Origin of the sequence: Micromonospora sp. NBRC 110037 (assembly GCF_001652995.1) — a bacterium.
In the GTDB taxonomy this organism is placed as follows: Bacteria; Actinomycetota; Actinomycetes; order Mycobacteriales; family Micromonosporaceae; genus Micromonospora; species Micromonospora chalcea.
In genome coordinates, this window is sequence record NZ_BBVA01000010.1 from 1 (window position 1) to 13,900 (window position 13,900).

Annotated in this window: 13 protein-coding genes; 5 read left to right on the forward strand and 8 right to left on the reverse strand. The window is 72.6% G+C overall.

The features are described 5' to 3' along the window. Positions 1-625: IS5 family transposase (locus A4R25_RS25295; protein ID WP_157539161.1), on the forward strand; the 625-nt coding region annotated here is incomplete at its 5' end. Positions 626-677: 52 nt separating this feature from the next. Here A4R25_RS25295 and A4R25_RS25300 read toward each other — a convergent pair. The 7 genes from A4R25_RS25300 to A4R25_RS25330 all read right to left on the reverse strand — a co-directional run bounded on the left by A4R25_RS25300 (position 678) and on the right by A4R25_RS25330 (position 7,793). Then, positions 678-1,301, reverse strand: a complete 624-nt coding sequence (locus A4R25_RS25300) for a DedA family protein (protein ID WP_043327550.1) — start codon at positions 1,299-1,301, stop codon at positions 678-680. A gap of 24 nt (positions 1,302-1,325) precedes the next feature. Continuing rightward, positions 1,326-2,585, reverse strand: coding sequence for an adenylosuccinate synthetase (locus A4R25_RS25305; protein WP_064448328.1), 1,260 nt, complete (start codon positions 2,583-2,585; stop codon positions 1,326-1,328). Continuing rightward, the gene (locus tag A4R25_RS25310) at positions 2,582-3,541 is read right to left on the reverse strand and encodes a hypothetical protein (RefSeq protein WP_064448329.1); all 960 of its coding nucleotides are present in this window, start codon (positions 3,539-3,541) and stop codon (positions 2,582-2,584) included. The genes A4R25_RS25305 and A4R25_RS25310 overlap by 4 nt, the downstream gene beginning before the upstream one ends. A 10-nt stretch (positions 3,542-3,551) precedes the next feature. Next, positions 3,552-4,535: a hypothetical protein gene (locus A4R25_RS25315; protein WP_064448330.1), complete on the reverse strand. Its 984-nt coding sequence runs from the start codon at positions 4,533-4,535 to the stop codon at positions 3,552-3,554. Then, positions 4,532-5,290, reverse strand: coding sequence for an NUDIX domain-containing protein (locus A4R25_RS25320; protein WP_197494967.1), 759 nt, complete (start codon positions 5,288-5,290; stop codon positions 4,532-4,534). Before A4R25_RS25320 ends, A4R25_RS25315 begins: the two co-directional genes overlap by 4 nt. Positions 5,291-5,370: 80 nt before the next feature. Further along, positions 5,371-6,435, reverse strand: coding sequence for a MaoC/PaaZ C-terminal domain-containing protein (locus A4R25_RS25325; protein ID WP_231915643.1), 1,065 nt, complete (start codon positions 6,433-6,435; stop codon positions 5,371-5,373). Further along, positions 6,435-7,793 (reverse strand): 3-oxoacyl-ACP reductase, encoded by a 1,359-nt coding sequence (locus A4R25_RS25330; RefSeq protein WP_064448332.1) that lies wholly within the window; start codon positions 7,791-7,793, stop codon positions 6,435-6,437. Before A4R25_RS25330 ends, A4R25_RS25325 begins: the two co-directional genes overlap by 1 nt. 55 nt (positions 7,794-7,848) lie before the next feature. Here A4R25_RS25330 and A4R25_RS25335 point away from each other — a divergent pair, with 55 nt between their 5' ends. The 4 genes from A4R25_RS25335 (at position 7,849) to purB (ending at position 13,220) form a co-directional block, all read left to right on the forward strand. Then, positions 7,849-9,141 (forward strand): acetyl-CoA C-acetyltransferase, encoded by a 1,293-nt coding sequence (locus A4R25_RS25335; protein WP_064448333.1) that lies wholly within the window; start codon positions 7,849-7,851, stop codon positions 9,139-9,141. A gap of 124 nt (positions 9,142-9,265) precedes the next feature. Further along, positions 9,266-9,781 (forward strand): SigE family RNA polymerase sigma factor, encoded by a 516-nt coding sequence (locus tag A4R25_RS25340; protein WP_043327545.1) that lies wholly within the window; start codon positions 9,266-9,268, stop codon positions 9,779-9,781. Next, the gene (locus A4R25_RS25345; protein WP_064448334.1) at positions 9,778-11,697 is read left to right on the forward strand and encodes a hypothetical protein; all 1,920 of its coding nucleotides are present in this window, start codon (positions 9,778-9,780) and stop codon (positions 11,695-11,697) included. Before A4R25_RS25340 ends, A4R25_RS25345 begins: the two co-directional genes overlap by 4 nt. Positions 11,698-11,786: 89 nt before the next feature. Then, on the forward strand, positions 11,787-13,220 hold the full coding sequence (purB, locus tag A4R25_RS25350; RefSeq protein WP_370446779.1) for an adenylosuccinate lyase: 1,434 nt from the start codon (positions 11,787-11,789) through the stop codon (positions 13,218-13,220). A 93-nt stretch (positions 13,221-13,313) separates the two neighbouring features. Here purB and A4R25_RS25355 read toward each other — a convergent pair whose 3' ends face one another. Further along, positions 13,314-13,889: a YbjQ family protein gene (locus A4R25_RS25355; RefSeq protein WP_181373706.1), complete on the reverse strand. Its 576-nt coding sequence runs from the start codon at positions 13,887-13,889 to the stop codon at positions 13,314-13,316. Positions 13,890-13,900: the final 11 nt, after the last annotated feature.

The window sequence follows — 13,900 nt, forward strand, 5'->3', positions numbered from 1 at the left end:
GGTGTACTGGTGGTTCGCTCGATGGCGCGATGACCACACGTTGATGCGTCTGCACGACCGGTTGCGGGAGCAGTGCCGTACCGCCGCCGGACGGCACGCGCATCCCAGCGCCGGAGCGATCGATTCTCAGTCGGTGCGCGCCGCGGACACCGTGCCCCGACACAGCCGCGGTTTCGACGTCGCGAAGAAGGTCAACGGCCGTAAACGCCACATCGTCGTGGACACCATGGGCCTGCTCCTGGCCGTCATGATCACCGGCGCGCACGTCAACGACCGCACCATCGCCCGTGACCTGCTCTGGCGCACCCGGCTGTTCCACCCCCGCCTACGCCTGCTCTGGGCAGACGGCGGCTACATCGGCACCCTGAGCACCTGGGCCCGCCACGCCCTCGACCTCACCGTGCACCTGGTCCACAAACTCCCCGGACAACACACCTTCGTCGTGCTGCCCCGCCGCTGGGTCGTCGAACGCACCTTCGCCTGGATCAGCAAGAAACGCCGCTGCGTCCGCGACTACGAACACCTACCCACAAGCCACGCCGCCTTCGTCACCTGGGCCATGATCCACGTCATGGTCACCCGCCTGGCCCGACACACGAAACCGGCCCAGGCAACCCACACCTGAGCCGGAATCTCAAACACTCACTTAACGCCTCCGGTAGTGGAAGGGCCCCTTTTTAACAGTCGCGGCGCGCGGCGGCTCGCCGGTGTGCCCGCCGCCGGCCCCAGCGGGCGGCCTCGAACAGCCCGGTGACCGCGAGCGAGATGGCGACCCCGGCGAGGAGCCCGGAGACGGGGTTGTGCTCGAACGCCAGGCCGCCGAAGTAGCCGAGCAGCGTGCAGTAGATCCCCCAGGTCGCGCAGGCCAGCGCGTCGTACAGCAGGAACATCCGCACCGGATAGCGGACCGCACCCATGGTCAGCGTGACGGCGGTGCGGCCGCCGGGGACGTACCGGGCGGTGGTCAGGATCATCCCGCCGCGCCTATCGACGGCCCGGCGGGCCCACTCGGAGCCGGCCCGCCGCCGGCTGTCCGCCGGGAAGCGGGCCAGCCGGTGCGCGCCGCCGCCGCGCCCGATCGCGTAGGAGACGTGATCGCCGACGAGCGCGCCGAACGCGGCGGTCACGATCACCAGCGCCAGGTCCGGCTCGCCGCCCGCCGCGAAGACCCCGGCCGTGATCACCACGGTCTCGCCGGGCACCGCCGGGAAGAACGCGTCGACGGCGGTGACCGCGATGATCACCAGGTACACCCACGGTGAGGTCACCGTGTGGTGCAGCAGGTCGAGCGCGTCCCCCATGCACCCATGCTCGGTGGTGCGGTGTTAAGCAGGGGCCCTTCCCATACAAAAGGCGTTAACAAGGGGCCCTTCCTTCTCCTCGGCCGTGGGCCCGCGCGATGTGAGCACCACCGGCGCCCCCAGCGCCTCCGAGACCGCCCCCGCCCAGTCGGCGGGCGCCGAGTCCAGCACCGGCCGGGCCCGCAGCAGCCGCTGCGTGAGCGCCGCCTGCCGGTCCAGGTCACCGGCCGGGCCGGGGACGAGCCGGTCCAGGCCCTCGTACCGGCGGCAGATCCGCAGCTCGGACCCGGCCAGGTCGAGGTGGGTCAGCGCCAGCCCGTCCACCCCACCGGCGACCTCCAGCGCGTACCGGTGGGCGACCGCGTCGAAGTGCCCGAACCGGAACCGGCCCTGCCAGGGGTTCGTCCCGTTGTGCCGGTCGCGGAACGGCAGCGCCGCGTCCTCGGTGACCAGCGGCCCGGGACCGTGCCGCGTGGTGGTCGTGCGCAGCACGCCGAGCCGCTGCGCGGTACCGGCCAGGCCCGCCTCGGCGAGCAGCGTCTCGGCGTTGGCGAACGTCGTGGTGCTCCACGTCGTGTACGGGTGGAAGCCGTGCCACTCGTCCAGCAGCACCCCCTGCGCGCCCTCGAACACGCAGGTGCCCTCGCGCAGCGCGGATGCCAGCCAGGTCCGGTCGACGATCGCCACCCGGCGCGCGAAGGCCGCGTACGCGGGCAGGCAGTCCTGGACCGGCGGCGCGTCCAGCGGGCCCAGCTCGGCGGTGAGCCGGTCCCGCAGCGCGGTCAGCCGCCGGCGCAGCACCGCCGGGCGGCGGCAGTCCGCCACCCGGGGTGCCTCGTCGGGGTGGGCGAGGCCGTACGCGACCGCCTCGCCCACCCCGAGCCCGCAGGAGCCGTGCCGGTCGGCTCCCCGGGCGATCTCCCGGGCGCGGTTGGCGGCCCGGTGGTACGGGGTGGCGAGCAGCGCCTCCCCGTCCACAGTCAGACGGTCGAGCGCGTCTGGTACGCCGACCGACGCGAGGTGGTCGGCCTCGGCGGCGAGCGCCAGCGGGTCCACCACCACGTGCCGCGCCAGGTGCGTCCGTACGCCCGGACGGAACGTCCCGGCGCCGAACTGCGCGAACGTGTGGTGCCGCCCGTCGCGCAGGACGACGTTGTGCGCCGCCTGCGCGCCCCCGTTGAACCGGACCACCGTGTGCACCTGCCGGGTGGCGCAGAGCAGGTCCACCACTGTGCCCTTGCCGGCGTCGCCGTAGCCGAGGTCGACCACCATCACGTGGTTCACAGCCGGGTGACCCCGCTTCCGCCGTCGGCCGGGCTGAACGGCAGCGTCGCCACCGCGCGGCGTCCCGAGCCGAGCCGGGCGAGCGCCTTCGAGACGGTCCGGGTGGCGGTGGAGCCGGCGCGGTCCAGGTCGCGCAGCCCGGCGTCCAGGTCGATGGCCTGCTCGCCGAGCCCGACGGTGAGCGCGATCGTCTCGCAGACCGCGTCCAGGTCGTCCAGCTCGACCGCGTTCTGCCCGAGCAGGCCGCGCCAGAAGTCCAGCACCTTGCGGTTGCCCGCGTAGTGGCTGCCGGCGGGCAGCAGGTAGTAGGTGTCCCAGCGCGCGGTCACCTCGTCCACGATCTGCCGGACCGGCACGTCCTCGCTCAGGTCGTCGCCGATCAGCCGGGCCACCTCCGCGCGCTTCACCCCCGCGTACGCCAGCTCGTCGCCGATGATGAACAGGTAGCCGCGCCGGCCGCGCTTGTCCCAGCTGTCGGTGGCCGTGTGCCGGGCCATGAAGTACAGCGCCAGCTCGTACGACTCCATCATCTGGCCGCCTCCGCCGCCCTCCAGCACGATCCGGCCGAGGTCGTCGTCCATCCGGTTGTCGGACTCGAACTGCCCGATCTGCAACGGCACCCGGTCGCAGGTGGCGTCGCCGATCGCGCCGAACATGATCTGCGGGTCGCTCGCGTACCCCTGGCGCAGCAGCAGGCCGAGCAGCTGCGGCAGCTTGCTCTGCAGCACCCGGGGCACGTGCCCCATCGAGCCGGTGACGTCGAACAGCACGGCGATCGGCGTCGACTGCGGGTGCTCGGCGGAGTCGCGGCTCTCCCGCAGCGCGTCGCGCGGGTCGAGCGCCGGGTGCACCTTGCGAGCGCCGCTGTCGCTGTACGAGAACGCGCTCTTGCCGGTGCGGCGCCGGTAGCGGTCGGCGGCGTCGTACACGTCGGTGGACCAGATTCCACTGCCCATGGCAGCCTCCCTACGGGTTGAGGGTGAAGGGTCGGAAGGTGCGCGGCCCGTACAGCCGGTGCAGCACCTCGTCCAGTTCGCGCAGCAGCCGCCAGGCGTCGTCGGGCCGGGTGGCGAGCGCGGCGCCCTGGCAGCCGTCGGCGAAGGCGCGCAGCTCGCGCGGCGCGCGGTCGCCCATCAGCCAGGTCATGCAGCGGGCGGCCATTGCGATGTCGGTGCCGGGGCCGCACTGCCGCTTCGCGGCGACCTCCGGCGGATACCAGTCCTCGTGGCCGGGCACCAGCGCCGGCACGAGCCCGCCCGGCTCGGTCGAGAAGCACCAGTCGACGAGCACCAGGCCGTGCGCGTCCGGCTCGATCAGCACGTGCCGGGGCAGGACCGCGCCGTGCACCACGCCCGCGCGGTGGGCCAGGCCGAGCGCCACGAGCAGCCGCCGCCACATCCAGGCCGCGTCGCGCGGGTCCAGCCCGTCCGGGTACGCGCGGCGCACGTCGTCGAGGCTGCGCAGCCCGGGTACGGTCACCAGCTCGTTGACCTGCCGCTGCACGCCTGTCGACGGGTCACGCGCCGGGTAGGAGTCGACGAGCTTCGGCACGTACGCGAGGTGTCTGGCGTCGCCGCGCTCGGCGATGCGGCGCAACGCGCGCGCCTCGCGGGCCATCAGGTCGTTGTCGCCGGGGTGCCGGGCCACCTTGGCCAGGTGATAAGAAGGGGCCCCTCCTCTACCGGAGGCGTTAACAGGGGGCCCTTCCTTGCGTTCGTGCAGGGTGGCGACGTCGCCGGTGTACGCGGGGGCCGGGGTGCGCCAGCGGGTGGTGACCGTGACGAGTGCTTCGGCGGCGGCGGCGCGTACACCGGGGTCGGCCGCGCCCAGCCGGTCGGGGTGCAGCGCGCCGACCAGCTCGCGGTAGCGGCGGGCCGGCTCGTCGGCGCCGAACAGGTCGGCGTCGGTACGCGCGGCAGTGACCAGCCGGATCGCCTCTTCGGTCCTCACCGCACCGTCTCCTCCCGGGCGGGGCGCAGCAGCGCCGGGTGCAGCAGCCGGGCGTCTCCGGCGCGGTAGAGCTTGGCCCGGGGGCCGCCGCGCGCGCCGCCGCGCTCGGTGCTGGCGCCGGTGCTCTCCACGAAGCCGGGCACCGAGAGCACCTTGCGGTGGAAGTTGCCGGCGTGCAGCGGGTGCCCCCAGACCGTCTCGTAGACCTCCCGCAGCTCGGTGATCGTGAACTCGGGGGCGAGGAACCGGGTGGCCAGCGGCGTGTACTCCAGCTTGGAACGGGCGCGCTCCAAGCCGTCGTCGATGATCCGGCCGTGGTCGAAGGCGAGCTGCCGGCTGGTCAGCGCGGTCACCGGCAGCCAGATCGCCTCGTCGGCGTCGGTGTCGGCGACCGGGTCGGGCAGGTCGGGAGCGAACGCCAGGTGCGCGACCGAGACCACCCGCATGCGCGGGTCGCGGTCGGGCGCGCCGTAGCTGCCGAGCTGTTCCAGGTGCACCCGGCGCAGTCGCTCGCCGCCGAGGCCGGTCTCCTCGGCCAGCTCGCGGCGGGCGCCGGCGGTCAGGTCCTCGTCCGGCTGGACGAAGCCACCGGGCAGCGCCCAGTGCCCCGCGTAGGGCGGCGCGCCGCGGCGGATCAGCAGCAGGTGCAGCGCGCCCTCGCGGATGGTCAGCGCGACCACGTCGACGGTGACCGCGACCGCCGGGTAGTCCCGCGGGTCGTACCCGGCGAGGAAGTCCTGCTCGTTCACGGTCACTCACTCTCTCAGGCTGAGAACAACTCACTCTGAGAACAACTTAGCGCCGAAAAGAGGGGACGGCAAGTCCCCTCTTTTCCTCAGCGCACCGAACCGGTCAGGTGCGGCCTCCCGTCCCGGGCGCTGTGCAGCGCGAAGTCCCAGCCCGCGCCGTTCGGCGAGGCGCTGAACGCCACAGTCGACGGCAGCGGCACCGGCAGCTTGAACGCCACGTCCACCGTGTACGCCTCCGGTAGCCGGGGTTCCAGCGCGGCCAGGCATCGGGCCTTGCTCCACATGCCGTGCGCGATCGGGCGCGGGAAACCGAACAGCCGCGCGCCCAGCTTCGAGGTGTGGATCGGGTTGTGGTCGCCGGAGACGCGCGCGTAATCAGTACCCACGCGGGGCGTCACCCGCCACCGCGCCGAGGCGGCCGGCGGCGCCGGGCGGTCACCCCGGTCGCGCCGCGCGCCGCCGGACGCACGCTCCTTCCCGAGGTACGTGGACACGCCGCGCCACACCTCCTCGCCGCCGATCGAGCCGACCAGCACCACGTCGAGCTGGCGGCCGCGCTCGTGCGGGCGCAGGTTCTCCGCGTACGTGTGGAAGTCGACGCGCTCGCCGACCTCGACCGGGCGGTGCACGGTGATCCGGTTGGCCACGTGCACCACGCCGGTGAGCGGGATCGGGAAGCCGGGGCTCGTCATCAGCCGCAGCGACAGCGGGAACCCGAGCACGTGCAGGTATGTCGCCGGCAGCCGGTCGGTCAGCCGGAACCCGCACACCCGGTCGTAGTCCGCCAGGTGCCGCTGATCCACAGAGACCCCGCCAACGGCGAGTTCCAGCCCCGGCACGTCACTCCCGCGCCGCCCCCCAACCCCAGGCACCACCCCGAGTAACGCCCGCCGATAAAGCGCCCCACTGGCAGGCAGCCCGTCCAACTCCACCCGCCGCCGCCCCACCGCTCCTTCACCCCGTCGATCATGAGGTTGGCTGCCTTGTGGATCTCCAGAAGTGCCGTCAACTTCATGATCGTCGGAGGTGGGGCGGGCGGCGGCGTTGGTGCGGGCCAGGGCGGCGGCTCGGGCGGCCGTGAGGTCGCGGGTGGGGCCCTCGATCAGGTCGTGCAGGGTCAGGTCGTCGTCCTCGTGGTCACGGGGTGCCATCACGCCCCCAGGAGGCTCTGGCCGCAGACCCGGACCACGTTGCCGCTGACCGCGCCGCTCGCCGGCCAGGAGAGCCAGCCGATCGTCTCGGCCACGTCCACCGGCAGGCCGCCCTGCGCCATGCTGTTCATCCGCCGTCCCGCCTCGCGGATCGTCAGCGGGATACGCGCGGTCAGCCGCGTCTCGATGAATCCCGGCGCGACAGCGTTCAGGCTGATCCCGCGCTCGCGCAGCACCGGGGAGAGCGAGTCGACCAGGCCGATCACGCCGGCCTTGCTCGTCGCGTAGTTGGTCTGCCCCCGGTTGCCGGCGATCCCGGCGATCGACGAGACCGACACGATCCGGCCGCCGGCCGGGATCAGGTCGCGCTCCAGCAGGACGTCGTTGATCCGCTCCTGGCTGGACAGGTTCACATCGATCACCGAGTCCCACCGGTCGGCGTCCATCCGGCCCAGCGTCTTGTCCCGGGTGATGCCCGCGTTGTGCACCACGACGTCGACCCGGCCGTGCCGGGACGCCAGATGCTCCGCCAGCCGGGTCGGCGCATCAGGCGCGGTCAGGTCGAGCTGCACCGCGCTGCCGCCGATCTCGTTGGCGACAGCGGCCAGCTCGTCCCCGGCCGCCGGGATGTCCAGCGCCACCACCTGGGCGCCGTCGCGGGCCAGCACCTTCGCCAGCGCCGCGCCGATGCCCCGGGCCGCGCCGGTCACCAGCACCACCTGCCCGTCCAACGGCCGGTCCCAGTCGGCCGGCGCGACCGCGGTGCCGGTGCCCACGCGTACGACCTGGCCCGAGACGTACGCGGAGCGGCCGGAGAGCAGGAACCGGAGCGTGGACTCCAGGCTCACCGGCGTGCCGGCGTCACCCTCGCGGGTCACGTAGACGAGCTGGGCGGTCACGCCCCGGCCGAACTCCTTGCCGATGCTGCGGGTCAGGCCCTCCAGCGCGCGCTGGGCGGTAGCCTCCCGGGGAGAGCCGCACTCGGCCGGCGGGGTGCCCAGCACGATCACCCGGCCGCTGGGCAGCAGCGACCGGGCCTGCGGGTGGAAGAAGTCGTAGAGCTGGCGCAGCCCGGCGGAGTCGGTGATCCCGCTGGCGTCGTACACCAGGGCCGCGAAGCGGCGGTCGGCGTCGTGCGCGGCGACCGGATCGGCCAGCTCGACCCCGGCGGTGGTCAGGATCTTGCCGGCCGGCTCGGCGATCCGGCCGCCGGCCGAGGCGCCGAGCAGGACCGGCCCGGGAACGAGCGGGTCACCGGGCGTGTGCCGGCGCAGTCGGGGCGGGTCGGGCAGCCCGAGGCGCTTGACCAGCGCGCGACCGGCCCCCGTCTGGACGAAGCTCGCGTACCTGTCGGTCATAGGCGTAGCCTACTGGCGAGTAGGGTTCGGGCAACAGTTTCGAGGGAGGCCGATCGTGCAGAGTGTCCGGAGGGTCGCGGTCATCGGGGGCAACCGCATCCCCTTCGCCCGGTCCAACTCGCGCTACGCGCACGCGTCGAACGCCGACATGCTCGGTGCGGCGCTCGACGGGCTGGTCGCCCGGTTCGGGCTGGCCGGCGAGCGGGTCGGCGAGGTCGTGGCCGGCGCGGTGCTCAAGCACTCCCGCGACTTCAACCTCACCCGCGAGGTGGTGCTCGGCTCCCGGCTCGACCCGCACACTCCCGCGTACGACATCCAGCAGGCCTGCGGCACCGGGCTGGAGGCGGCCATCCTGGTCGCCAACAAGATCGCCCTCGGGCAGATCGAGGTCGGCATCGCCGGTGGCGTCGACACCACCTCGGACGCGCCGCTCGCCGTCAACGAGGACATGCGGCGCACCCTGATCCAGCTCAACTCGGCCCGCACGCTCGGCGAACGGCTCAAGATCGCCGCGAAGCTGCGCCCGCACCAGCCGTTCAAGCCGGACATCCCGCGCAACGCAGAACCCCGTACCGGGCTGTCGATGGGTGAGCACGCGGCCCGGACCGCGCTGCGCTGGAACGTCGACCGCACCGCACAGGACGAACTGGCGCTGCGCTCGCACCAGCGGCTCGCCGCCGCGTACGACAAGGGGTTCTTCGACGACCTGATGACCCCGTACCTGGGGCTCACCCGCGACCAGAACCTGCGGCCGGACACCAGCCTCGAGAAGCTCGGCTCGCTCAAGCCGGTCTTCGGCGCCTCCGGCGCGGACGCCGAGCGGGCCACCATGACCGCCGGCAACTCCTCGCCGCTCACCGACGGCGCCTCGACGGTGCTGCTCGCCTCCGAGGAGTGGGCCAAGGCGCACAACCTGCCGGTGCTGGCATGGTTCTCCTGGTCCGAGGCCGCCGCCGTCGACTTCGTGCACGGCGACGAGGGCCTGTTGATGGCCCCCACGTACGCGGTGCCCCGGATGCTGGCCCGGGCCGGGCTCAGCCTCCAGGACTTCGACTTCTACGAGATCCACGAGGCGTTCGCCTCCCAGGTGCTGGCCACCCTCGCCGCCTGGGAGTCGCCGGAGTTCTGCAAGGAGCGCCTCGGCCTGGACGCGCCGCTCGGCTCGATCGACCGGGAGAAGCTGAACGTCAACGGCTCCTCGCTGGCGGCCGGCCACCCGTTCGCCGCCACCGGCGGCCGGATCGTCGCCACGCTCGCCAAGCTGCTTGATCAGAAGGGGAGCGGGCGCGGCCTGATCTCCATCTGCGCGGCCGGTGGGCAGGGCGTGACAGCCATCCTGGAGCGCTGACAGCCTCCGGCAGGGCTGCGGTCCCGGCCGCAGCCCTGCTCCACGTTCCCGTCGGCGCCCGGAGCAACCCGAGGGCGGCTCGGCCGCGTCACCTGGGCATGAGGCGTACGAGAGGCTCCGGGACGTGAACCGGGCCGAGGAAGACGAGTACCGGCAGTTCGTCACCGCCCGGCTGGAGTCGTTGCGCCGCACCGCGTACCTCCTCTGCCGCGAGTGGCACACCGCCGACGACCTGGTCTCCATCACGATCGGCAAGCTCTACCGGCACTGGCGCCGGGTCCGCGCGGCGGAGAACATCGACGCGTACGTGCGCGGAATGCTCACAAACGCCTGGCTGGACGAGCGGCGGCGGCCCTGGCGGCGCGAGCACAGCACCGACACGGTGCCGGAGACCGCCGACATGATCCTGCCGGAGCCCACGCTCGCCGAACGCGACATGCTGCTCGCCCTGCTCGGCCAGCTGCCGCCCCGACGACGCGCCGTGCTGGTGCTCCGCTACTACTGCGACCTGTCGGTGGAGGAGACCGCCGACGTCATGGGTATCAGTACCGGCACTGTGAAGAGCCAGTCCGCACGCGGCCTGGAGGCGTTGCGCCTGCTGCTGGGCGGCATCCCGTCGACCCGAGGGGAGCTGTCATGACGTACCGGCAGTTGTTCGACGATCTGATCGGCGAGCCGCCGGTCTCCACGGTGGATGTCGACCGGGTGATCAGCGGACAGCGCCGGGCCCGGCGGCTGCGGATCGGCGGCGGCATGACGGCTGTCGCCGCGGTGGTGGCGGCAGTGCTGGTCGGCACCACGACGCTCATCGGCAAGCCGCACGCCCAGCCGGCCAAGCCGGCACCGGCCGTCACGACGATTCCCGGCAGCGATCAGGACCTGGACCGGATCGACGCCGCGGTGATCGCGGCGTTGACCCGCGCGGTGCCGCGCCTGGCCTGGGCGGTCAAGGACGGGCCGGTGATTGACACCCCCGCGTGGGCTTCCAACGTGATGGGCCCCGGCTCCCTCGGTTACCGGGGAAACGGCAGCTTCCGGGCGGACGGGGTGGACCTGGTCGCGAGCCTGCAGATCACTCCTGACGGCGCGAAGAGCTGGCAGGCCGAGGCGGCTCGCGGATGTTCCAAGAACGCCGTCGAGTGCGGCGAGCAGACGGGTCCGGACGGCGAGAAGATCAGGTACCACCGGTCGGTCTGGGAGCAGGAGGTGCCACCGCAGCTCCGGGATCAGATGTCGAGCCGGACAGAGAGCGCTGGCGTGACAGCACTGCGTCGGGACGGCACGTTTCTGAACCTGAGCCTCAGGACCGTCACCGCCGAGGACAAGCTTCCGGTCGCCGTCGGGCAGCTGATCCCGGTCGTGGTCGACCGGGCCGTCGCCCTCGCGCCGGAGCCGTCCCCCACACCGGCGGCCACGTCCACCGTCACCACTGTCGCGGGCACCGCCGCGGACGCGGCGCGTCTCGAGGCGGCGCTGACCAGCGCTCTGCGCCGGCAGGCACCCGACTTCACCTGGCTGACCAAGTGGGGCGGCGAGAGCAGCCCGACCCCGGTCGGGTTCGAGCCCAAGGGCTGGCTGAGCGTCGACGCACCGATGATGGATGCCGCCACGTTCCGGGTCGGGAACCGGGCCGCGCAGGTCACGCTACGGCTGGTGCGCGACGGACAGGCAGCCTGGTCGGTCGCCCCGCCCTGCCCGACCGCCGCGCTCGCCGCCCGTCACTGCACGGTAACCGAGTTCCCTGGTGGCGAGCGCCTGCGAGCCCGGCGGATGCTCTCCGACTTCGGCTCGCGCCCCGACTCGGCCCGGCCGACGGGAAGCAACAGCTACCTGATCGAGTCGCTTCGCCCGGACGGCACGCTGGTCCGCCTCTATCTCACGCAGGACAAGCCGGCGCTCTCGATGGAACAGACGATCGAGATTGCACGGGAGCCGTCGCTCGTCCTGGCCCCACGGCCCCCGGCGGGAACCGCCACCAGCCAGGTCTACAGCCCGCTCAGGTGGGACTACGACGGCGCAGCGTCGGCGGCAGCCACCGGCGCGCTCGACGCCGTCTCGCCGGACGGAATGATCTATCTGCTGCCCTTCCGCGGAGGGGGCGACGGGCCCAACGGCGCGACTCTCCTGTCGTACAACTTCATGGTGCAGCGAGGCGGGCTGGCCGGCGACGGGGAGATCATCGTGGAGCGCCGCGCGGCGCTGGTGCTGAGCTGCGCCACGGTCGGGGCGCTCCCGCCCGCGACGCACCGGGCGCACGCGCATGACGGCGAGTGCACCGAGTCGACCCGCCCGGACGGGAACCGGGTCGTCACGATCGTCTCCCGTCCGGCCGGGTCGGTGGTCTACAGCGTGTTCGTCCAGCGACCCGACCGCGGCACGGTCGAGGTGGTGATCGACAACCGGCCCAACACCGGAGGCGCCTCGGACATGCCGACGGACGGAGACTTCGGGCGTCGCTGGCCGAAGGGCGTCAAGGGTGGCGCGACCCCGCCGCTCACTCTGGAGCAGGTCACGGCGCTTGCCGGTCACCCGGATCTGATCAACCTGTTGCCCTGACCGGATAAGACGGACGCCCCGGGCCGGACCGGTCCAGGGCGTCCGCCACCAGCGGGCCGACCGGTGGCGGCGCGAGCCCGTACGCGAGAATGAGGGCCGTGACGACGATCCCGAACGTGCTCGCCAACCGGTACGCCTCGCCCGAACTGGTCGCCCTCTGGTCGCCGGAGGAGAAGGTCCGGATGGAGCGCCGGCTCTGGCTGGCGGTGCTCAAGGCCCAGCGTGATCTCGGCGTGCCGGTGCCGGACGGCGTGGTCGAGGCGTACGAGCGGGTGGTCGACGACGTCGACCTGGCCTCGATCGCGGCGCGGGAGCGGGTCACCCGGCACGACGTGAAGGCCCGGATCGAGGAGTTCAGCGCGCTCGCCGGGCACGAGCACGTGCACAAGGGGATGACCTCCCGGGACCTCACCGAGAACGTCGAGCAGCTCCAGATCCGCGCCTCGCTGGAGCTGATCCGGGACCGGGTGGTCGCCACGCTGGCCCGGCTGGGCTGGCACGCGGGCGAGTACTCGGCGCTGGTGATGACCGGCCGGTCGCACAACGTCGCCGCGCAGGCCACCACGCTCGGCAAGCGCTTCGCGTCCGCCGCGGAGGAGCTGCTGATCGCGTACGAGCGGCTGGAGGACCTGATCGGCCGCTACCCGCTGCGGGGGATCAAGGGGCCGGTGGGCACCGCCGCCGACCAGCTCGACCTGTTCGACGGCGACGCCGGGAAGGTGGCCGAGCTGGAGCGCCGGGTCGCCGGGCACCTGGGCTTCAGCCGGGTGCTGGACAGCGTCGGCCAGGTCTACCCGCGTTCGCTGGACTTCGACGTGCTCTCCGCGCTGGCCCAGGTGGCCGCCGCGCCGTCGTCGCTGGCCACCACGATCCGGCTGATGGTGGGCCAGGAGCTGGTCACCGAGGGCTTCAAGCCGGGCCAGGTCGGGTCCAGCGCCATGCCGCACAAGATGAACACGCGCTCGTCGGAGCGGGTGAACGGCTTCGCGGTGATCATCAGGGGTTACCTGTCGATGGTCGGTGAGCTGGCCGGTGACCAGTGGAACGAGGGCGACGTCTCCTGCTCGGTGGTACGCCGGGTCGCGTTGCCGGACGCCTTCTTCGCCGCCGACGGGCTGTTCCAGACGTTCCTCACCGTGCTGGACGAGTTCGGCCCCTACCCGGCGGTGATCAATCGGGAGCTGGAGCGCTTCCTGCCGTTCCTCGCCACCACGAAGATCCTGGTGGCAGCCGTACGCCGGGGTGTCGGCCGGGAGGTCGCGCACGAGGTGATCAAGGAGCACGCGGTCGCCGTGGCGCTGGCCATGCGGGAGAAGGGCGCGGCGGAGAACGACCTGTTCGACCGCCTGGCAGCCGACGGCCGGCTGGGCCTGACCCGGGCCGAGATCGACACCCTGGTGGCCGACCGCAACGCCTTCGTTGGCGCCGCCGCCGACCAGGTCAACCGCGTGACCGCGAGGATCACCGGTGTGGTCGAGTCCCACCCCCAGGCCGCCACCTACTCCCCACCCCCCATCCTCTGACCCAGGCCCTTTCCCCGGCGATCATGAAGTTGGCGGCACTCAGGGAGATCATTCCTGCCGTCAACTTCATGATCGACGCCGCAAAGCGAGGGGTCAGGGGCCGGTGGGGGTTTCGGCTGCGGAACTCAGGTTGGGGGCGCTGGCCGGTTCGGCGATGCCGCCCGGGGCGGAGGCGATCTCCGGGTCGTGGGCGGTCTCGGCCGCGATCGCCGGCTGGTCCGGCGGCATGACGTCCGGCATCTTGGGCGCGACGATCACCGCCGTGCCGTACGCGCAGATCTCCATCCACATCTCGCCGCAGTCGCGGCTGTCGAAGCGCATGCCGATCACCGCGTTCGCGCCGAGGCGGCGGGCCTCCTCGCCGAGCCGGGCCACCGAGTCGGTACGCCACCGGGTCAGGTTGTCCGGCGCCAGCGGGTCGTATGCGCCACCGCGCAGGTTCTTGACCCCCTCGCGGTACGGGTTGCGGGTCCTCGCCATCGACGAGACCACTTCGCCGAGGATCTGGCGGATCTCGTAGCCAGGCAGTTGATCCGTCGTCACGACCAGCACGTTTCCGATGCTGTCAGCCCTCGGCCGGGTGGTTCGGGAGCCGTGTTCAGCTGATCGCATGCTGAAAAACGACGCGGCGCGGACGGCCGGGCTGCTCCCGGCCGATCCGCGCCGCATCGGCATCAACC